The sequence below is a fragment of the Streptomyces sp. NBC_01689 genome, from assembly GCF_036250675.1.
Classification (GTDB): domain Bacteria; phylum Actinomycetota; class Actinomycetes; order Streptomycetales; family Streptomycetaceae; genus Streptomyces.
The window spans coordinates 8,156,746-8,175,877 of sequence record NZ_CP109592.1 but is presented as its reverse complement, the minus strand read 5'-3'; the positions used below and the strand labels follow the sequence as shown (position 1 = coordinate 8,175,877).

At 69.1% G+C, this 19,132-nt stretch carries 18 protein-coding genes and 4 pseudogenes; 6 read left to right on the top strand and 16 right to left on the bottom strand.

Annotated features, from left to right (window positions below; translation table 11 throughout):
- Window positions 1-9: 9 nt before the first annotated feature.
- The 3 genes from OG776_RS35155 to OG776_RS35145 form a co-directional block, all read right to left on the bottom strand.
- On the bottom strand, window positions 10-1,461 hold the full coding sequence (locus tag OG776_RS35155; protein ID WP_148008065.1) for an aldehyde dehydrogenase: 1,452 nt from the start codon (window positions 1,459-1,461) through the stop codon (window positions 10-12).
- A gap of 263 nt (window positions 1,462-1,724) precedes the next feature.
- The gene (locus tag OG776_RS35150; RefSeq protein ID WP_329326584.1) at window positions 1,725-2,609 is read right to left on the bottom strand and encodes an SDR family NAD(P)-dependent oxidoreductase; all 885 of its coding nucleotides are present in this window, start codon (window positions 2,607-2,609) and stop codon (window positions 1,725-1,727) included.
- Window positions 2,610-2,722: 113 nt separating this feature from the next.
- Window positions 2,723-3,562, bottom strand: a complete 840-nt coding sequence (locus OG776_RS35145; RefSeq protein WP_148008063.1) for an oxidoreductase — start codon at window positions 3,560-3,562, stop codon at window positions 2,723-2,725.
- 170 nt (window positions 3,563-3,732) lie between these two features.
- Here OG776_RS35145 and OG776_RS35140 point away from each other — a divergent pair, with 170 nt between their 5' ends.
- Window positions 3,733-4,278, top strand: coding sequence for a TetR family transcriptional regulator (locus tag OG776_RS35140; RefSeq protein WP_148008062.1), 546 nt, complete (start codon window positions 3,733-3,735; stop codon window positions 4,276-4,278).
- An 837-nt stretch (window positions 4,279-5,115) separates the two neighbouring features.
- Window positions 5,116-6,060, top strand: a pseudogene (locus OG776_RS35135) (IS481 family transposase).
- A gap of 398 nt (window positions 6,061-6,458) precedes the next feature.
- On the opposite strand, the gene OG776_RS35130 reads toward OG776_RS35135, so the two are convergent.
- From OG776_RS35130 to OG776_RS35115, 4 genes are all read right to left on the bottom strand, one after another.
- On the bottom strand, window positions 6,459-6,980 hold the full coding sequence (locus tag OG776_RS35130; protein ID WP_148008061.1) for a DUF2231 domain-containing protein: 522 nt from the start codon (window positions 6,978-6,980) through the stop codon (window positions 6,459-6,461).
- Between the two features lie 132 nt (window positions 6,981-7,112).
- Window positions 7,113-7,877 (bottom strand): FAD:protein FMN transferase, encoded by a 765-nt coding sequence (locus tag OG776_RS35125; RefSeq protein ID WP_148008060.1) that lies wholly within the window; start codon window positions 7,875-7,877, stop codon window positions 7,113-7,115.
- Window positions 7,870-8,313 carry an FMN-binding protein gene (locus tag OG776_RS35120; RefSeq protein WP_329323121.1) on the bottom strand — a complete coding sequence of 148 codons (444 nt, stop codon included), beginning with the start codon at window positions 8,311-8,313 and terminating at the stop codon, window positions 7,870-7,872. The genes OG776_RS35125 and OG776_RS35120 overlap by 8 nt, the downstream gene beginning before the upstream one ends.
- Before the next feature lie 10 nt (window positions 8,314-8,323).
- Window positions 8,324-9,679 (bottom strand): ferredoxin reductase family protein, encoded by a 1,356-nt coding sequence (locus OG776_RS35115; protein WP_410093154.1) that lies wholly within the window; start codon window positions 9,677-9,679, stop codon window positions 8,324-8,326.
- 181 nt (window positions 9,680-9,860) lie between these two features.
- On the opposite strand from OG776_RS35115, the gene OG776_RS35110 reads away from it, so the two are divergent.
- A complete protein-coding gene (locus OG776_RS35110; RefSeq protein ID WP_148008057.1) occupies window positions 9,861-10,595 on the top strand; it encodes a response regulator transcription factor in 735 nt (244 codons plus the stop codon).
- Window positions 10,592-12,016 carry a sensor histidine kinase gene (locus OG776_RS35105; protein WP_329323120.1) on the top strand — a complete coding sequence of 475 codons (1,425 nt, stop codon included), beginning with the start codon at window positions 10,592-10,594 and terminating at the stop codon, window positions 12,014-12,016. The genes OG776_RS35110 and OG776_RS35105 overlap by 4 nt, the downstream gene beginning before the upstream one ends.
- A gap of 264 nt (window positions 12,017-12,280) precedes the next feature.
- Here OG776_RS35105 and OG776_RS35100 read toward each other — a convergent pair.
- From OG776_RS35100 to trhA, 3 genes and pseudogenes are all read right to left on the bottom strand, one after another.
- Window positions 12,281-12,466: pseudogene (locus OG776_RS35100) on the bottom strand (arsenate-mycothiol transferase ArsC); the annotation flags it as partial.
- Between the two features lie 172 nt (window positions 12,467-12,638).
- On the bottom strand, window positions 12,639-12,773 hold the full coding sequence (locus OG776_RS42515) for a hypothetical protein (RefSeq protein WP_443077389.1): 135 nt from the start codon (window positions 12,771-12,773) through the stop codon (window positions 12,639-12,641).
- Between the two features lie 534 nt (window positions 12,774-13,307).
- Window positions 13,308-13,661 (bottom strand): annotated as a pseudogene (gene trhA / locus OG776_RS35095) (PAQR family membrane homeostasis protein TrhA); the annotation flags it as partial.
- 281 nt (window positions 13,662-13,942) lie between these two features.
- On the opposite strand from trhA, the gene OG776_RS35090 reads away from it, so the two are divergent.
- Window positions 13,943-14,503 carry a hypothetical protein gene (locus OG776_RS35090; RefSeq protein WP_187285515.1) on the top strand — a complete coding sequence of 187 codons (561 nt, stop codon included), beginning with the start codon at window positions 13,943-13,945 and terminating at the stop codon, window positions 14,501-14,503.
- Between the two features lie 97 nt (window positions 14,504-14,600).
- Here the strand turns inward: OG776_RS35090 and OG776_RS35085 are convergent, their stop codons facing one another.
- Together OG776_RS35085 and OG776_RS42510 are read right to left on the bottom strand one after the other, a co-directional pair.
- On the bottom strand, window positions 14,601-14,900 hold the full coding sequence (locus tag OG776_RS35085; RefSeq protein WP_261994422.1) for a MarR family transcriptional regulator: 300 nt from the start codon (window positions 14,898-14,900) through the stop codon (window positions 14,601-14,603).
- A 54-nt stretch (window positions 14,901-14,954) separates the two neighbouring features.
- Window positions 14,955-15,188, bottom strand: a pseudogene (locus OG776_RS42510) (IS5-like element IS4811 family transposase); the annotation flags it as partial.
- A gap of 175 nt (window positions 15,189-15,363) precedes the next feature.
- On the opposite strand from OG776_RS42510, the gene OG776_RS35080 reads away from it, so the two are divergent.
- Window positions 15,364-15,723 (top strand): hypothetical protein, encoded by a 360-nt coding sequence (locus tag OG776_RS35080; protein WP_148008054.1) that lies wholly within the window; start codon window positions 15,364-15,366, stop codon window positions 15,721-15,723.
- Between the two features lie 108 nt (window positions 15,724-15,831).
- Here OG776_RS35080 and OG776_RS35075 read toward each other — a convergent pair whose 3' ends face one another.
- From OG776_RS35075 to OG776_RS35060, 4 genes are all read right to left on the bottom strand, one after another.
- Window positions 15,832-16,140 (bottom strand): SCO5918 family protein, encoded by a 309-nt coding sequence (locus OG776_RS35075; protein WP_148008053.1) that lies wholly within the window; start codon window positions 16,138-16,140, stop codon window positions 15,832-15,834.
- Window positions 16,141-16,207: 67 nt separating this feature from the next.
- Window positions 16,208-16,612 carry a CBS domain-containing protein gene (locus OG776_RS35070; protein WP_148008052.1) on the bottom strand — a complete coding sequence of 135 codons (405 nt, stop codon included), beginning with the start codon at window positions 16,610-16,612 and terminating at the stop codon, window positions 16,208-16,210.
- A gap of 46 nt (window positions 16,613-16,658) precedes the next feature.
- On the bottom strand, window positions 16,659-18,152 hold the full coding sequence (locus tag OG776_RS35065; protein WP_329323119.1) for a DEAD/DEAH box helicase: 1,494 nt from the start codon (window positions 18,150-18,152) through the stop codon (window positions 16,659-16,661).
- Window positions 18,153-18,480: 328 nt separating this feature from the next.
- Window positions 18,481-18,684, bottom strand: a complete 204-nt coding sequence (locus OG776_RS35060) for a cold-shock protein (RefSeq protein ID WP_067385816.1) — start codon at window positions 18,682-18,684, stop codon at window positions 18,481-18,483.
- Window positions 18,685-19,132 lie beyond the last annotated feature (448 nt).

Here is a 19,132-nt window from a genome sequence, read left to right as displayed (position 1 = left end):
GGGGTGTGACTACCGGGTGCGGGTGATCGACTTGTGCTCGACGTAGCCGGTCAGACCGGCCTTGCCGTACTCACGGCCGAGGCCGCTGGCCTTGTAGCCGCCGAAGGGGCCGTCGAAGCTGATCGGCGATCCGTTCAGCGTGACGGTGCCGGTGCGCAGCCGGCGGGCGGTGGCCAGGGCGCGGTCGGGATCAGAGGTCCAGATACCGCCGGACAGGCCGTACTGGGAGTCGTTGGCGATGCGGACGGCGTCGTCATCGTCGTTGTAGGCGATGACGACCAGGACCGGGCCGAAGATCTCCTCCTGCGCGATGCGCATGCTGTTGTCGACGTCGGCGAACACGGTGGGAGTGACGTAGTTGCCCTTCTCCAGGCCCTCGGGGACGTGCGGGCCGCCGGTCACCAGGCGCGCGCCGTCCTCGATACCGATGTTGATGTAGTCGATGACGCGCTGCTGCTGGTCGCGGCGGATCATCGGGCCGATGAAGGTGTCGGGAGCGGAGGGGTCGCCGACCTTCAGCGACTCGACCATTTCCTTCACCGCGGCTACGACCTCCTCGTAACGGCTGAGGGGTGCCAGGATGCGGGTCTGCAGGATGCACGCCTCGCCGTTGTTGCCCAGGGAGCCGAACCGCAGACCTTGCATAGCGGCCGTAAGGTCCGCGTCGTCCAGGATGAGTGCGGCAGACTTGCCGCCCAGCTCCAGACCCACCCGTTTCAGCTGCTCGCCGGCGATGGAGGCGATACGGCGGCCGGCCCGCGTCGAACCGGTGAAGGAGATCTTGTCCACCCCGGCGTGCGAGACGAGGTACTCGCTGGTCTGACGGTCTGCCGGAAGGACGCTGAGCACGCCCTCGGGCAGGCCGGCCTCGTGCCAGAGGTCCGCCAGCAGGGCCATGCTCAGCGAGTTCTCCGGGGAGACCTTCAGCACGACGGTGTTGCCGGCCAGCAGGGCCGGGATCAGCTTGGCGGTGGCGGCGGAGAAAGGCGAGTTCCAGGGTATGACCGCGGCGACCACACCGATCGCCTCACGGCGGACGATGGTGTCGAAGGCCACCGACGGGTCGGACGGCGCGACGACCTCTTCCCAGCCGAACTCCTCGGCCGCTTTGAGGTAGGCGTTCACCTGGCGGGTCAGGAAGGGCTGGCCGACCTTGGTGAACCAGCCGGCTGAACCGTTCTCCGCGGAGATCGCCGCGGCGATCTCGTCGGCGCGGGCGGTACGCAGCGCGTCGTAACGACGCACGACTTCCTGACGTTCTGCCGGCGTGGTGTGTGGCCACGGACCGTGGTCGAAGGCGGCGCGGGCCGCGGCGACGGCCTTGTCCACGTCGGCCGGTGCGGCCTGCGCCACGCGGCCGAGCACCGACTGGTCGTGCGGGGAGAGGATGTCGAGCGTCAGCTCCGGGGCGCTGGGAGCGACCCAGGAACCACCGATATACAGACGGTCACGCACAGTCATGTCTGTCATTCCTTCAAGTTCAGTGTCGGGTGAGGAAGGGGGAGGGATATGGGGAGGCGCGCAACGCTGGTGCGCGCCCCGATCGGTGCTGCGCAGGCAGACGAGCTGCGGGTGCGGCCGGGGAATACGCTGCCATTGGCCGTGGCCGCACGCTCTGGGGCGTGCGCCCGGCAGCTCGCGGAAGTTCGTCGTGATGATGTCGCCGGCAGGCGGGCAGGGGCTGACGCGGCCCGGGATCGGGCTGGCAGGCGGATCGCTCCCGGTCAGCCCTTCTTGGGCGGGCGGACCATCTGGGCGACCGCGGAGTCGGCGAAATCATCGAGTCCGTCGCGGTCGGTGGACACGCTGAGCTCATGCCACTCCGCGTCCTCCACAGCGCGTGCCCGGGCGATCTGCGGGGCGAGCCAGGCCGCGTCGGAGTCCAGAAGAAGCCGCGTCGGCGGGGCCGGCTCCTCGGTGAGACGCAGGATCACGGCGGCCATCTTGGTCGGGTCACCACGCTGCACGTCGGGGTTGTTGTTGTAGGTTCGAGCGAAGGCGCCGACTGTTTCCTCGTACTCGTCGTGGATGTCCGGTACCGGCATCGGGGCGGCTGCCCAGGGGGTGCGGATGCCGCCCGGCTCCACCAGCGTGACGCGGATCCCGATGGGGCCGACCTCACGCGCGAGGATCTCGGTGAACCCGCCCAGCGCCCACTTCGACGACTGGTAGGCGCCCAGACCGGGCTGGTTGCGCCGACCTCCGATGGTGGAGAGGTTGATGATGCTGCCCGAACGACGCGGGCGCATCACCGGAAGCACGGCGCGGACCGTGTTGACCGCGCCGAAAAAATTGACGTTCACATCGCGGTGGAACTCGTCCTCGGGCATGTCCTCGATCGAGCCGACACTTCGGGCGCCGGCGCTGTTCACGAGCACGTCGACGGCTCCGAACTCGGCGACCGCGTGGGCGACCGCGTCACGCGCGGAGGCCGGGTCGGTCACGTCCAGGGCGCGTACGCGCAGCCGGTCACGGTGCTCCTGGGGGACGGGCACCGCGTCGGGCGCCAGGTCGGTCGCCACCACGTTGTGGCCGGCGGCGAGCGCCACCGTGACGACACGGCCGCCCAGGCCCCCGGCGGCACCGGCTATCAGAAAGGTCTTGGTCATTGTTTCTCGCTCCTCCTGGAATCGGTGGCCGGCGGGGCGGGGCGGTCGGTCGGCGCGGGCGGCCCGGGGATCCGGTGCTTCGACCGGCCCGCTGCCGCGCCCGCACAGTGCCGTCAGGTGGTGGGGTAGTCCGTGGAACGGCTGACCTCGGCCCACTTGCTGGCCTCGGCCAGACGGCCTTCCTCCGAGCTGATCGCGATCCCCAGGGCGTCGCTGCCGAGCAGCAGCCGGCGCGGGGGCTCCTCGGCGTCCACGGCGCCGATGATCGCGCGGGCCATGCGGTCCGGGTCACCGGGCTCGTTGCCGGCGTAGTCCGCGAACCGGGCCAGCCACAGGCCCACGGTCTCCTCGTAGTCGGGGGTCACGGGACCGGAAGGCTCCGCGGCACCCGCGGCCCAGCCGGTGCGGATACCGCCCGGCTCGACGATGGTGACCTTGACACCGAACGGTGCCACCTCTTTCGCCAATGCCTCGGAGAACCCCTCGACGGCGAACTTCGCGGTCTGGTAGGCGCTCAGACCCGGCGTACCACCCACACGTCCGCCGATTGAGGAGATCTGCACGATGTGCCCGGACCGCTGGCGGCGCATGACGGGAAGGACCGCCCGGGTCATGTTGACCACGCCGTACAAGTTGGTATCGACCTGCGCGCGGAACTCGTCCTCGGGAAAGTCCTCGATCGAGCCGCTGGTGGCGTAGCCAGCGTTGTTGACGACGACGTCAACTGATCCGAACCGCTCCACCGCCGCGGCCACCACGCCCCGGGACTGGAACGCGGAGGTGACGTCCAGCGCCACCGCTTCCAGCTGGTCCGAGTGCTCGGTCCTCAGGGAAGCCAGCGCCTCCGGCTTGCGGGAAGTCACCACAACGTTGTCGCCGGCCTCCAGGGCCGCGAGCATCAGGGCTCTGCCCAGGCCCTGCGAGCCCCCCGTGATCAGCCAGGTTCGTGCCATGACGCGTGCCTCGTTTCGTCACCTGCTTCACCGCCCCGAACGGGACAGCAACTTCAATGTAGACAAAATTGGCCCAATTGCAACACTCATGATGCAGTCATCACTGGTGTCACATCTCACATCGGGATGTTAGTCAGACAAGTGAAGCCCACGCGTAGAATGGCGGCATCGTGAGAGCTGACGCCGCGCGTAATCTGACTGCCGTCCTCCATGCCGGAGCTCGACTCCTGGCGGAGGACCCGGGCGCCTCCATGGCGGCCATCGCCGGCGCCGCCGGAGTGGACCGGACGACCATCCACCGCCGCTTCGCAAACCTTGAAGCCCTGCTCAGCGCCGTTTTCCAGGCCAAGCTCGACTCCGCCGAACGCGTTCTGGAAGAAGCCCGCCTTGTCGAGTCCCCCCTGCCGGTCGCCCTCCACCGCTACCTGGAGGGGATCATCCCCGTCAGCCGCGAATGGCCGGTCGACATGCGCCTGATGATGCAGAAAGACCCCGCCGCCCGGGCCCGCCGGGAGGAGCAGAGTGCGCGCCTCGACGCCTTCATCCGCCGCGCGCTAGACGAGGGCTACCTGCGAGCAGGCATCGACGCGGCCTGGGCACGGACGATCTTGGACGAACTCGTCGACACCGTCGCCCACCGGTTCCCCGACCTGGAACCCCCGCAGGCCGCCGATCTTGTCGCCGCCACCCTCCTGAACGGCCTCGGCGCGACCTGACACCATCACCCACCGCGGAACAGGACAGGCCCGACGACCGCGACACCAGCATGCGGCTCCCCGCGTCCGACGGCGGCGTCGACCACCCCCGGATCATCGATCCCGAAGAGGCCCGTGCCGTCCTCCCGACTGAAACCCGGGCCGGAGGGTCGCCCGCACCGCGTGCCCGCCAACGGCGGCATGCCCGCGAACGGGTATGCCGCCCGTGCCCTGGATGAGCGGCACGCTGCCTCGCTGCCACGTCGCAACACGGTGGCCGTCGTGCCGCTTGGCAGGCCTACAGCTCAGCAAGAAGTGCGTGGCGAGGTGCGGCATCAAGGTTTGTTGCCGGCGGCCTGGATGAAGGCGTCGGTGACCAAGTCGGCGCCGGGGCCCGGGGGCAAGTCCTCGTAGTTGTGGGTTGCGAGGTCCACAAGGGTGATCAGGACGTCACGTGCCCAATTCGTGGGCAGGTCCGATCGGATGGCGCCGGACCTCACGCCGCGGTCGACGAGGTCACCGACGCGGTTGGTGAGTTCTTCGTGGCGGTTGCGGTGAGTGCTGTTCGGCGAGGAGGACTCGCAGGTCCACGGGCCAGCGTCGGCCGACGGCGACGGTGTTCTCCACGAAGCGGTGGACGGCGATGGCGAAGGGGGCCGTCTCGGGTCCGGCCTCGTCCAGAGCGCTGGCAGCGTCATCGAGTTTGGCCTGGTGAACGGCTGACAGGAGGTCCTCGCGAGTCGGAAAACGGCGCTAGATGTATTGATCACGAGCGTTGTTAACGCGGGTCGGACTTGATCGTGGCGAAGGCCCCCGTGTGTGGTGGAGGTGTCGAATCTTCACCGCACGGAGGCCTTCGTGTCCCACCGTAATGCCCGGCTGACCGTTCACGGCAGGCGCCTGCTCGTCGAGCGTGTCCGCTCCGGCCGTCCCGTCGCCCATGCCGCCGCCGAGATGGGCATCTCCCGTCCCACAGCCCACAAGTGGATCCGGCGCTGGCGGTCCGAGGGCGAGAGCGGACTCATCGACCGTTCCAGCCGCCCCCGCAGGACACCGCACCGGACCGCAGCCGCCACCGAGGCGCACGTCTGCAGGCTACGACAGGACCGCAAACTCGGCCCGGCACGCATCGGCCCCATCCTGGGCCTGCCCGCCTCCACCGTGCACCGCATCCTCACCCGGCACGGCCTGAACCGCCTGGCCTTGCTGGACCGGCCCACCGGCCAGGTCATCCGCCGCTACGAACGCGACCGCCCCGGCGAACTGGTCCACGTGGACGTCAAGAAGCTCGGCCGGGATCCCCGACGGCGGCGGCCACAAGGTGCCGGGCCGCCAGGCCGGCCGCGCCACCCGCAGCTCCATGGGCTTCGACCACGTCCACTCCGCCGTCGACGACCACGGCCGCCTGGCCTACAGCGAGATCCACGGCGACGAGAAGGCCGACACCTGCGCCGGGCCGCAGCATTCTTCGCCGCATCGGGCATCGACCGCATCGAGCGGGTTCTGACCGACAACGCCTGGCCCTACCGCGAGAGCTTCGCCTGGCGAGGGGCACTGGCCGACCTCGGCGCGGCCGGCAGGCTCACCCGCGCCTACCGGCCGCAGACCAACGGCAAGGTCGAACGCTTCAACCGCACCCTGCTCGACGAGTGGGCCTACCTGCGGCCCTACACGAGCAACGACGAGCGGACCGCGGCCCTGGCAGACTTTCTGCACACCTACAACCACCACCGCTGCCACACCGCACTCGGCGGCCACCCACCGATCAGCCGTGTGAACAACGCTTCGGGTCAATACACCTAGGGCGATGCACCCGCGTGGCCCAGCCTGAAAGTCGGCGGGTCGCTGCCGGCGCCGGTACGACGAATGCGCCCTATCCGGTGACGTAGGACGCATGCTGAAGGTATGCCGCGAACCGGGTCGCGGCGAAGCTGCGCTGGCAGTTGGCTGTCGACAGCCGCGCACGCCAGGCCCTGGCGGGGCTGACGCCGAGTGCGGACAGCAGATGGTGGAGTACGCGCCCGCACCGTAAGGAGCGAGAGCGCCTACGCCCCCGCCGGGCTCGTCGAGGACTTCAAAGGGGCGATCCGGGACGCGACGGGCACGGCCGCTGGAGACCAACACCACCACCCCCACCGGCAATGTGAAGCAGCTTCGCTGAGACGGTCTCCTGCCCGGGAGACCGTCTCAGCGAACGTGTGTCAGCCGTGGTCGGGATGGGCGGTGGCGGAGTAGCCGTCGTGCCAGGCAGCCTTTGCGCCGGAATCACCGATTCGGTAGACCTGCACACCTGCGCCCACTCCGATGACGAGGGAGAGAACCGAGGCTGCGATACGCAACGGCGTGGCCACCCTGCTGTGGGTGGTGGGCCCTGTCGCCTCAGTTGCGCGGTTGTCGGCGCGGCGGTAGGTCCACCACACCGCCGCGGCCACCAGGAACAGGGCAATGCTCCAGGGGAGCAGTTCATCACCGAGTTCGGCGTGCTTGCGGACGAGGGCGTTGCTGCCAACGTGGCGCTCCAGCCACTCGCCGGCGTCTGTCGTCAGCGGCACGCTGACCAGGGAGACCAGAGCGAGGACCGGGAGGGCGAGACCGAAACGGCGCATGACCGAGGGCCAGACGGCGCACAGGACGAGCGCCAGAGCGGTGAGGGGTATCAGGACCACGACGACGTGCACGAACAGGACGTGCGCGGGGACGCCGTTGATCAGGTCGAGTCCCACAGGGGGCTCCTTCGGGGGGTGTTCAACGCTGGACAGGGGGTAGGTGGTCGTGCGCCGGGCTTCGGGAGCAAGCCGTGGCCGCTATGGGGAGGCGCCCGTTCCCTGCGGAAGAGGATGTGGCCTGGTGCAGCTTCAGGATCCATGTCGGCTGAATCCTGAGGTCTGCCACATGCGGCCGTCGGGCAGAACTGCGAGCGCCTCGTAGCCGTCCAGTGATTCCACCCAGTCCCGTGCGCCCTCGCCCCTGGCGAACGCCGCGGTGGCGTAAGCGTCAGTTGTGGTCAGGCGTGGGCCGATGACGGTGAGGGACGCGAACGCGGTGGCGCGTGTGCTGTCGTGTGGATCGAGGATGTGGGCGCCGCGTTCGGCGGTGCCCGAGGTGGCAACAGCCAGGTCACGGCCGGTGATGACGGTGACCAGTTCACTGCGGCGCAGCGGGTGGGCGATGCCGATGCGCCACGGAGTGCCGTTGGCCGGCTGGCCGCGGAGCTGAAGGTCGCCGCCGCCGTTGACGCACGTGTGGTGCGCGCCGGCTTCGTGGAGCAATTGGGACGCGGCTTCGGTGGCCCAGCCCTTGACGAGCCCCGACGGATCGAGGACACCGTCCGGGGTGACGCTGAACCATCCGGCACTGTCGTGGGTGGCCTGCGCGCAGAGGGACAGCACTTCGTGGACTTCGGGAGGGCAGTCGTGAAGGCTGATCTCGCCGCGTTCGAGGCGGCTGATGTGGCTGTCGGGCCGGTAGGTGGAGAACACGGCATCAACGTGGTGGAGTTGCCGAACGGCCTCGGCGAGGGCATCGCGGATGGCGACGGTGGGTTCGTCCCGGATGTCGAAGGAGAAGACGGTGCCCATCACATGCTCGACGTGGCGTAGTCCGATGACGGTGTCAGACATGGGCCTGGTCCAGGGCACTCTGCAGGGACTGGATGTAGCCCTGGCTGGTGTAACTGGCGCCGGAGACGGCGTCGACGTGCGCGCCCTGCGCGTCGATCGCCTCCTGGGTGAGACGGGGCAGCGCGTAGGCGGCGATCTGCTGGTCTCGGCCGTTCTGGTTCGGTGCCTGCAGCACCTTGACAGCGGTGATCTTCCCCGCCCTGAGGGTGGCGGCGACCTGCACGGTTCCGTACCGGGTGTCGACGGGATCCCCGGTGAACGTACCGGTTCCCGCGGGTGCGCCCGACGAAGTGTCCGTCGGGGTGTGCGGGGATGGCGAGGTCGTGGGCGTGCGCGTGACGCCGCCGGCGAGGGTGGGGAACTGGTGGGGTTTGAGGGCGAGCAGCGTGACGATCAGGGCGCTGATCCCGGTGCTGGCGAGGACGGCTCGGCGCATGGGGGTCTCCTCAGAACGCGAACGACTCGTGGTGGATGCGCCGTGCCGGGACGCCCGCGTCACGCAGGGCCTGAATGGCGGACTGCGTCATTCCGGGTGGGCCGCAGAGGTATACGTCGTGTGCGGCGAGGTCCGGGACCAGGGCCGCAAGGCCCTGGGGGGTGAAATGGGCCGAGCCTGCGCCTGGTTCGTCGAGTACGTAGTGCACGGTGGCCCGTCGGCGGGCGGCGATCGCGTCGATCTCAGCGCGCAGAGCGAGGTCCTCTGTGCGGCGGGCCCGGTAGACAAGGGTCACCTGGCCCGGCAGCGTCTCGAAGAGTGCCCGCAAAGGCGTGATACCGACGCCGCCGGCCATGAGCAGAATCTTGAAAGCGCTGCGGCGGTTCGCGGTGAAGCCACCGTACGGTCCTTCCGCCCACACCCGGGTGCCCGGTGTGAGGCGGCCGAGCGCGGCGCTGTGACCACCGGCGGCCTTGACCGTGATGCGCAGATGACTGGGGTGCGCGGGTGCGGAGAGGGAGTAGGGATTCGCGGTCCACCACAGCCCGCGGCTCATGAAACGCCAGCGCAGGAACTGCCCTGGTTCACCGCCCAGTTCATCGAGATGCTCACCGGTGAGGTGAACGGAGACGATGCCCGGGGCCTCGGGATGGACTGCGGTGACGCGCAGGCGGTGCCGCAGCCCGCGCCGCAGTGGCACGGTGAACCGGTACCACGCGACCAGCGCCGTGACGCCGAGAAAGAGCGTGTACCAGGCGATCTGTGCGGAGCGGTTGCCGACGAAGTCGGCACCGTTGGAGAGCTGGTGGCCGAACGTGAGGAAGACGGCCAGGTAGGTGGCGAAGTGCAGGTAGTGCCAGGTCTCGTAACTCATCCTGCGGCGGGCCGCGCGGGCCGAGAGGACTCCGGTGGCCAGGAACAGCAGGAAGCCGGCCGTGCCCTTGAGGAGGTCGGGGTAATGCAGGACGAGCGTGGAGGTCTGACTGACCAAGTTCGTGTGTGACGTCAGTGAGTAGCCCCAGATGATCAGCAGGGCGTGGGCGAGGGCCAGCGAGATCGTGCAGCGGCCGCCGAAAGCGTGCCAGCGTGCGAGACGATCCGTTCCGATGGTGTGGTCGAGGAGCGGCACGCGGGCCATAAGGGCCAGCAGCACCGCACAGGCGTAGCCGGCCAGGAGCCCGGTGATGCGCCCTGCGCCGGTGAGCCACCCCGCCGGGCCGACCACCGTGGCCGTGTCGCTCCACCACAGGGCCACCACTCCGGCGGCGCCGGCCCAGATCAGCAGCGGGGCCAAGAAGGGCACGGCACTGCGCCGCGGGCGCCGGTGGCGCATCCCGCGGCTCGCATGTGTGGTGGTGGTGAACATCGTGGTCACTGCGGCTCCTGCGGGAGGGGACCCGCTTCCGGTGATGGGCGGCCAGCCTCACAGCCCAACCTCTGCGTACCTTCTGAAACCGCCTCCGGGCCGCCCTCGGCGTCGATTCAGAAGAAACTCAGAGCCTTGGCTCACCGATCAGCCGTCCGCGACGGGGGATGCTGAAGGAACCATGGACGAGCCGCGTACGACACCGCTTCTGCACCGCCCCGACGGAGAACCCGTGCGGATCCTCGTCGTCGACGACGAACCCGACGTTCTCGACGTCCTCGCCGGGGTCGTGACCGGGGAGGGCTGGCAGGTCCGCACCGCCGGGGACGGTGCGACCGCACTCACGACCGCCCGTGATTTCCGGCCCGATGCGGTGGTCCTGGACTGGATGCTGCCCGACCTCGACGGCCTGCAGGTGCTGCGCGGCCTCAGACGCGAGGCCCCCAGCGTGTGTGTGCTGTTCCTGACCGCCCGCGACTCCGTCGAGGACCGCATCGCCGGCATCACCGCCGGTGGTGACGACTACGTCACCAAGCCCTACAGCCTGGAAGAAGTCCTGGCCCGGCTGCGCGGTCTGCTCCGGCGAGCCGGAATGACCGCCGATCCGGGCACGAGCCGGATCACCGTCGGCGACCTCGTCATGGACGAGGAAGCCCGGGAGGTCAGACGCGGCGGGGTCACCGTCGCCCTGTCCCGGACCGAGTTCGAGCTCCTGCGGTTCCTCATGCGCAACCCGCGCCGGGTGCTGTCCAAGGACCAGATCCTCGACCGGGTCTGGGCTTACGACTTCGGCGGCCGCGCCCACGTCGTCGAGCTGTACATCAGCTACCTGCGCAAGAAGATCGACGCCGGACGCATCCCCATGATCCATACCGTGCGTGGCGTCGGCTACGTCCTCAAGCCGGAATCCCCATGAGACGCCTGCCGCCCCGCACCCTGTACGGCCAGCTCACCGCCGGACTTGTCGCACTCCTCGCCCTCGCCTGTCTGGCTGTCGGCATCATTACCGCCCTCGCGCTGCGCGGCTTCCTGATGGGGCGCCTGGACGAACAGCTCACCACCTCGGGCGGCCGGTTCGCCGCCAGCCTCGAACACGAAGCCGAGCCCGACGCCGACAACCGCCCCGATACCAGGGGCACGGCCAAATCGACCTTCGGTGCCCGGCTGCTCGACGGCACCGTCACCCAGGCCGCCGTCGTCGACGACGCCGCCGACCGACCTCTCCGCCTGACCCCCGAGGATCGCCACGCCCTGGCCGGGATCCCCGCCGACGGCCGCGGACACAGCATCCGCCTCTCCACCCTGGGCGCCTACCGCGTCACGGCTGTCCACGGCGACGACCAGGACATCCTGATCACCGGTCTGCCCCTGCACCCTGTGGAAGAGACGGTGCACCGCCTCGAAGCGGTCGAATCCGTTCTGTTCGGCACTGCCCTCGTGATCACCGGCATCTCCGCAGCCGTGTGGGTACGGATCTCTCTGCGCCCCCTCCAACGGGTCGCCGCCCGGGCAGCCGAGGTGGCCAGTCTGCCGCTCGCCAGCGGCGAGATCGCCATGCCCGGGCCGCTCGCGGACACAGACTCCCGCACCGAAGTCGGCCGGGTCGGCACAGCGGTCAACCACATGCTCGGCCACGTCGAGGACGCGCTCACCCGGCGTCAGGCCGGCGAGGAGAGACTCCGGCAGTTTGCAGCCGACGCCAGCCACGAACTGCGCACCCCTGTCGCCAACATCAGGGGCCACGCCGAACTCGCCCTGCGACACCACGGCCCCGTTCCCGGCGAGGTCCGACACGCTCTGGAACGCATCGACGGCGAGTCTCAACGCATGACCCGCATCGTCGACGACCTGCTCCTCCTCGCACGACTGGACGCCGGACGCAGCCTCCAACACTCGGCGGTCGATCTGACCCTGCTGATCCTGAACGCCACGGACGACGCCCGCGCCGCAGGACCCGACCACCGCTGGCTCCTCGAACTCCCCGAAGAGCCCATCACCGTCACAGGCGATGCCCACCGGCTCCAGCAGGTCATCGGCAACGTCCTGGCCAACGCCCGTACCCACACCCCGCCCGGCACCGAGGTGACCATCAGGCTCACCGCCCATCAGACGAGTGTCATCGTGAGCGTGAGCGACAACGGCCCAGGCATCCCCCAAGCGCTTCAGCCGGACATCTTCGGACGCTTCGTCCGGGCTGACCACGCCCGCTCCCGCAGCACGGGAAGCACCGGCCTCGGCCTCGCCATCGTCCACGCCGTCATAACCGCCCACGGCGGAACCGTCACCGTCACCAGCAGCCCAGGGCACACCACCTTCCGGCTGACACTCCCCGTCTGACACCGACTGCGACTCTGGAGCCAGTGCTGAGACATGGAGCGCACGCGCAGGTGCAACAGGCCCCGGCCGGGAGGACCGGGGCATGGCCCGTGCTGTGCGGGACATCGCACTGGCGCGTCCTCGTGCCTCTGCATGGGCCGTCGGGCCCCTGCCTGTGCTGGTTGCCCTGCCGGAGGGCGATGTGAACCGCTGCCAGAGCCGGGCGCCGAAGACCCCGAGCCCAGCCCCCGCCGGCACGGGACAGGCACCCCCGCAGCCCATCGTGATGACGACGTCCGCGGCCTGCGCGACCTCGATGGTCAGCGGCTTGGGGAACGCCACGGCCATGTCCACACCGGCCTCGGTCAGCACCTGCACGACGACCGGCTCGACGTCGGCGGCCGGGAGAGTCCCGGCGGAGGAGACGGTCACGTGGCCGCCCGCGCGGTGCGTGAGCAGGGCGGCTGCCATCCCCTTCCCTGTCCCCCCTTGTCCATGTTCCGCCGACAACCCGGGTCCTGCCTGGCAAGGAGACGTCCGGCGTGGGCACCGTGTGTCCGTCGCATGAGCCGGCCGGACGTTCAGGCCCCGGGCACCGGCGTCCTCGACGGGGACGCGCACGGTCCGGTGGTGCGTTGCGGGTTCAGCTCACCGCGATGCCGTAGGGGCTGGTGCCGAGGGAGACCGTCGCGACGACTGTGCGGGATGTCGGGTCGATGACCGTGAGGGTGCCCGCTCCCTGGTTCGTGACGTAGGTCGCCTCTTGGGTGACTTCCAGGTTGAACGGGCGATGGTGACCGACGGCATGCTGGAGCGCGACGCAGGCAGCGTCGGTCTGTCGGACCTGATCGTGCGCCCCGGGCGCTTCACCCCCGCAGGGCCGCCCGCGCCCTCATCGCGGCGATCGTCGGCGCCATTCACGGCCACCTGCAGGACGAGGTGAGCGTGACGGTCATGTGCCTGGACCGGCACGGCGTCGGCCACTCCGAGCGGGACGCCGACACCGGCGCCGACGTCACCGACGCCTCCGACTCGTCGCGGACGGGGCGGAACACTCCTGGGCGATGCTCGACGACTTCTCCGACACCGCGCGACGCCCGGTCCCCGGGCGGGCGGCCCGGGGCCGCTTCCCCGGCTGCCCGGCTGACCGCGTCACCGGGGAAGGTGCCTGCGGCGGCGGCCCAGGCGCAGGCCGATCAGGACCGAGTCTGCGACCAGAACGACCACGCCGTTCCTCCTTACCTGCCTTCGGAGCGTCACACCCTTTAGAGCAGCCAACTTGCGGGCCGGTGACCAACAGGTAGAACAGGCCCTTCGCCACCACGACGACCGCGCCCGCGCTGTAGAGGAGACCGCCGACCACGATCAGGGTGAGTACGGCTGCTCCGCCGGTGTGCAGGAAGTCGGGCAGGTAGCGCACTGGTGCCCACCCCAGTGCCAGGTAGCACGGGGTGTACAGCCAGCGCGGCGCTCCGACCCACAGGACCCGGAACACGATGCCGGCCAATGCGCCCGCCCACACGACCCACAGCAGCACGGACCGCTGGTCCGGCGAGAGGAGGAGCACGGCCAGGGGCGTGCAGGTGCCGGCGATGATGAGGAAGATGTTGGCGTGGTCGAGACGTCGCAGGAGAGCCTCGCCGAGCGGCCCCCAGGTTCCGCGGTTTCTGCGGCGTCGCGGGACACAGCTTCTCGTCCTCCCTCGGGGTCCTGGGCGTCACCGGTGATCATGGGGCCATGCTGGAAGACAAGGCCCGGACGGCACTCCAGGAGTCCGGTCGCGACAACCACGCCCACGTCGTCGGTGTGTGCTCCGCAACCGTTTGAACGCCGACCTCGTTGATCCGGACGTCAATTGGGGCCGCCGAAGCCGAGTAGATCGGCTGCTCGTGGGAACGATCAGGACTTCCGAACGGGCATTGGGCCCCCTACGCGCAAGGATCGCCGATGCTTCCTGAGGTCCGCCCCCACGTATCCGCCCCCCTCGCACACCAGGTGGAACACCAATTGGGCCTGGCTCCGCATCTCGAAGCGGGCCATCTTGATGTGGAGCGCGTCGCCGGCATCGCAGTCGTCGCAGCCGCCCACTCCGACGGCTATGCGGCCACCGGCCATCTCCTCGGGCTGCTGGCCGCACTCCCTGCCCCCACCAAGGCAGGAGAACGCTTCTGGGCGGAGCTGTGGAGGACCTCGGGCACCGCGTATCTGCTACCCGCCAACATCAAGGCTCTGGTGCTGCGTTCCCTGACAGGAGAAGGAACCGCCCTGGCCCGACAAATCCTGTCGGCCGTCGATCAGATGACGCCGCCCCAGCGCGTCGCAGCCGGGGAGGTGATCGGTCAAGCCCTCGCCGAGTCCGACCACTTTCCCGACCTCAAGACACAGGTCATCGGAGAACTGTGGCTGCGAGATCTCGAGCTCACCGCCTGGCGCGTCCTGCACGCAGACCACAGGTCGGACGATCGAGCTGGACGGAAGGCCTTCCTCGACGCTTGGACGAGCGTGTGATGAGGGGTGTTTGTCATACGGCCCACGGCTGACAGAGACGCACCAGTGGTGTGCGGTACTGACAGCTGCGCAGTGCGCCAGGGGGCGGGCCCAGGCTTCAGCGTTCGCCGGCCTGAGGGGTGAAGAGCTCCAGCAGCCCCCGGACGGGCACGTGCGCCTCGGCTGGGTGTCGGAGGGTGCCGCCCAGGCAGAGGGTGTAGCGCGTGCGCCGTCCGCTGCGCTCGCGGCGCATGTAGCCGGCCTCTTCGAGGTCCTTGACGATGCTCTGAGCGGTGCGTTCGGTGATGTGGCAGGCCGCAGCGACCTCGCGAACGCGGCTGGCAGGGTCGCGGGCAATGACGATCAGCACGCGGGCGTGGTTGGTGAGGAAGCTCCAGCTCCCGGCCTGCTCATTCACGATCTGCCCCGCTCTTCGACGCTGACCAGTTGGGACACCCGCAGGGAGTTTGGCGACCATCACCAACAGCGGCAGACCCCGCGGATGTCGACTACGAGATGTGCTTGCGGTCGCTGATCCTTTCCCCGACGCTCGACGCCACTGTGGCTGGCTGTGAGTCGATTATCGTGGCGACCGCATTGGCCCTCCGTCCGCCTCTCGGCCGATCCTCCCGATCAGCGCGGCCCGGACCTGGCCGAAGGCACCGGCAGTCGCGCAGCGGGCCATAAACCCCCAGATCGTCCACCACCGGCGCGCCCCTGACCTGAATGCGGCAGCACCGGGGGTTCGGCTGAGCATCTTTGACCGCCTCGCACGCGCCACCGCGGTCACCCCGGTCATCAGCGCCACGCCCGTGAACGCCCTCCGCCCGCGCTGTCGCCACCCGTCAGAGGCAGGATGGCCAGTAAATATAATCTGCCCTATGTCGAAGCCTGACGAACTGCTCGTTGACGTCGCCACCCTGGTGGAGTCCGGGCAGAGCAACCAGATGTCCCTGACCGTGGTCACCGGTGGTGCTGTCATCACCGGCCGGCTGGCTCCCGAAGCAGTGTGGAGGCAGAGGGTGTCGGATGTGCTGACGGATTCCGCCCGCTTGGGAGAGTTCTCCGCCGTCTTCGACTCCCCCGCGAAGAAGGACGGGCCCCCCACTCATCTGCACTTCCATGTCGCCCGGATCCTGCAGGGCACGGTCGGGATCCCGGAGACAGGCGGGATGTACCGGGTGGCGATCAACGACGTCAGCGCCTGGACCATGGGCGACTTCAGCTATTCCGACAACTGAGCAACCACTGCCACGGGAACCCGTCGCAAGCGGTGTGGGCCAGGTCGGCGCGCGCCGACCTGGCCCACACCGCCTGTCCGAGCATCGCCTCGTTGCCCGTCCCCTCGGTCAGACGGACACAGGAGTGCCGAGCATCGCGGAAGCCTGCTGGAGCGAGCTGAGGATGCGCACGGGTGCGACCTTGGGGAGGGTGCGGCAGGTGAAGCCGAGCTGAGTCATGGCCCGGAGGACTTCGCCGGCGCTGAAGTCACGGCGGTCCTGGCGGGTGATGACCTGACCGACTTGCTTGACGGGGTAATGACGGCGGCCGATGATCACCGATTCACCGGCGACCGGTTCGGGCTTGATGCCCTTCATCGATTCCAGCACGCCGGTCTTGGTGAGCTCGAAGGGGAAGCGGGCGATGACGCAGCGCATGTGGCCTCACAGGGAGAAACAGCAGGGAGAAGGGGAGAACGGTCCGACCGGGGTGAGGCGGCTCGGCTCAGCGGGAGAGGGCGAGGACGCCCAGGGCGCTGCCCTGCCCGTCGACCACCGGCAGGGCACCGAGCCGGCGGGAGCGCATCGCGTGCTCGGCTTCGGCCATCGTGGTCACGGGTGAGGCGAACGACCCGGTATCGCCGAGGACGTCCCGCAGGCGGACGCGGTCCGTGTAAGCGGAACCGTCACGGATGGCGGTGAGTTCTGTCCGGGTGACCAGTCCGGTGCACTGGCCGTCCTGGTCGCAGACGACCAGCCGGCCCGTGCGGGCGGCTGCCATGACGGACAGCGCGACCTCGACACTCATGTCGTCACAGACCTGTGGTCCGGCCGCGTCCATGACCTCAACCACCGTCCTGTGCACGGGGCCGGCGCTCGCCGGGCGGGGCTGCATCTGAACCAGCGTCAAAAGGTGCCTCCTGCAGAGATGGGTCAGCTTCCTGATCACGAAGTTTCTAGGCAGCCGCATCGAAGACGGACTGGCGTACATGCGCGCGCCGGGTCGTCGAAGAGGGGCGGCGCCGGCCTCGGGAGGTCGCGCTGCGCTTGGGGCGTTCGGCCACCGGTGCGGTGATGACGACCGGGATCCCGGTGGGGGCCTGGGCGCCGGTGATCCTGTGCAGGGCCTCGTCACCCGAGTGGATCTGGGTGGTCTGCGGCCGGATCCCGGCGTCCGACATGAGGCGGACCATGTCGCGGCGCTGGTTCGGTGTGACCAGGGTGACGACGCTGCCGGACTCGCCGGCGCGGGCGGTGCGTCCGCCGCGGTGGAGGTAGTCTTTGTGGTCGGTCGGCGGGTCGACGTTGACGACGAGGTCGAGGTTGTCGACGTGGATGCCGCGCGCCGCGACGTTGGTCGCCACCAGCACGCTGACGTGGCCCGTCCTGAACTGCGCCAGCGTACGGGTGCGCTGCGGCTGCGACTTGCCGCCGTGCAGCGCGGCGGCCCGTACCCCGCTGTTGAGGAGGTCCTGGGTCAGCCGGTCGACGGCGTGCTTGGTGTCCAGGAACATGATCACCCGACCGTCGCGAGCGGCGATCTCGGTCGTGGCGGCGTGCTTGTCAGCGCCGTGGACGTGCAGGACGTGGTGTTCCATCGTCGTGACCGCACCGGCCGAGGGGTCGACCGAATGCACGACGGGGTCGGTCAGATAGCGGCGCACCAGCAGGTCGACGTTACGGTCCAAGGTGGCGGAGAACAGCATCCGTTGCCCCTCCGGACGCACCTGGTCGAGCAGCGCGGTGACCTGCGGCATGAATCCCATGTCGGCCATCTGGTCGGCCTCGTCCAGCACCGTGACGCCCACCTGGTCCAGCCGGCAGTCGCCACGGTCGATGAGGTCCTTGAGCCGGCCAGGGGTCGCGACGACGATCTCGGCTCCGCCTCGCAGCGCGCCGGCCTGCTTGCCGATCGACATCCCACCCACCACCGTGGCCAGCCGCAGCCTGACGGATCGGGCGTAGGGAGTGAGCGCGTCGGTCACCTGCTGCGCCAGCTCACGCGTCGGTACGAGGATCAGACCCAGCGGCTGGCGGGGCTCAGCACGCTGTCCCGCGGTGCGAGCGAGCAGGGCGAGGCCGAAGGCGAGGGTCTTGCCGGAACCGGTGCGCCCGCGGCCCAGGACGTCACGGCCTGCCAGGGAGTTCGGCAGCGTCGTGCCCTGGATCGGGAACGGCGCGGTCACGCCCTGCTTGCCGAGTTCGGCCAGCAGCTGTTCGGGCATGCCGAGATCGGCGAAGGCCTCAACGGCAGGCAACGCGGGGGTGAGCGTCTTGGGGAGGGCGAACTCCCCCTGCACTGCGGCGGACCGACGGCCGTAACCGCCGGAACGGGCCGGACCGCCGGAACGGCGCGGCGCCGGCGAGCCGAAGCGACTGCCGCCCTTCCCCGCGTCGGCACCGCCCTTACGGGTGCGGGCGGAGCGGTCGTTCGTACGTGTGCGGTTCATGCGGAACCTTCCTCGATGTGGCACATATCAAGGAATTCCCGCAAGCGATGAGCAGCACGGAATTACAAGTATGGACCGATGCCAAAGAAAATGCAGCCGACGGGAAATGCGCGTGGGCCTAAATGCCGAAATAGGTGACGCGGTGGGGACGCGAATCCGGGCGCCGACTGCGGTGTAGCTCTTCAGGATGTGCCTGCATCCCGAGGGAGGAGCCGCGTGTGGTGAGACTGCGGATTCCTCCGGGCCGTCCCGCGGGTGAACCCGCCGCGGGAAATGGCTGCAGCTGGGGCCCGCACCCCGAGGGATGCGGGCCCCAGCTACAAGTCTGTCAGGCCGGAACGATGTTCTCGGCCGTCAGGCCCTTCTGGCCCTGCGCGATGTCGAAGTTCACCTTCTGGCCTTCGAGCAGCTCACGGAAGCCCTGGGCGGCGATGTTCGAGAAGTGGGCGAACACGTCAGCGCCGCCACCGTCCTGCTCGATGAAGCCGAAACCCTTTTCCGCGTTGAACCACTTCACGGTACCAGCAGCCATGCCATATCTCCTTCGGGGCAGTGCACCGGCGTCCGCACTTTGTGAACACCGTGTCGCCGCGATGATGACCCCGCCGGAAAATGACCGGAAATACAAAGCGCCCTCCCCGACAGGAGCCGAGTGGGAGCACTTGAAGTTCGGGAACCACAACTGCAACTGAGATGGACAGTAGCACGCCGCAACGGTCCGCGCCGGTTAAGTAATTCCACTCCACTCGTTGCGGCAAAAACTCTCACTACACCGTCCGTCAAACCCTCACCTCGCGAACACAGATATTGACTCACTCGCAGGGCAACGTTCCCGAAAAGGAGCGGAGTCGTCAGCCGCTATCAGGGCCGTCAGGGCGCTATGACCTCCGGCAGTGCCGCGGGCATAAAGGCTCCGCTCCCCCGGACATGGCAGCTGACCTCCGAGCTGACAATTCGGTGTTCGTTCGCCGTCTGCCCGA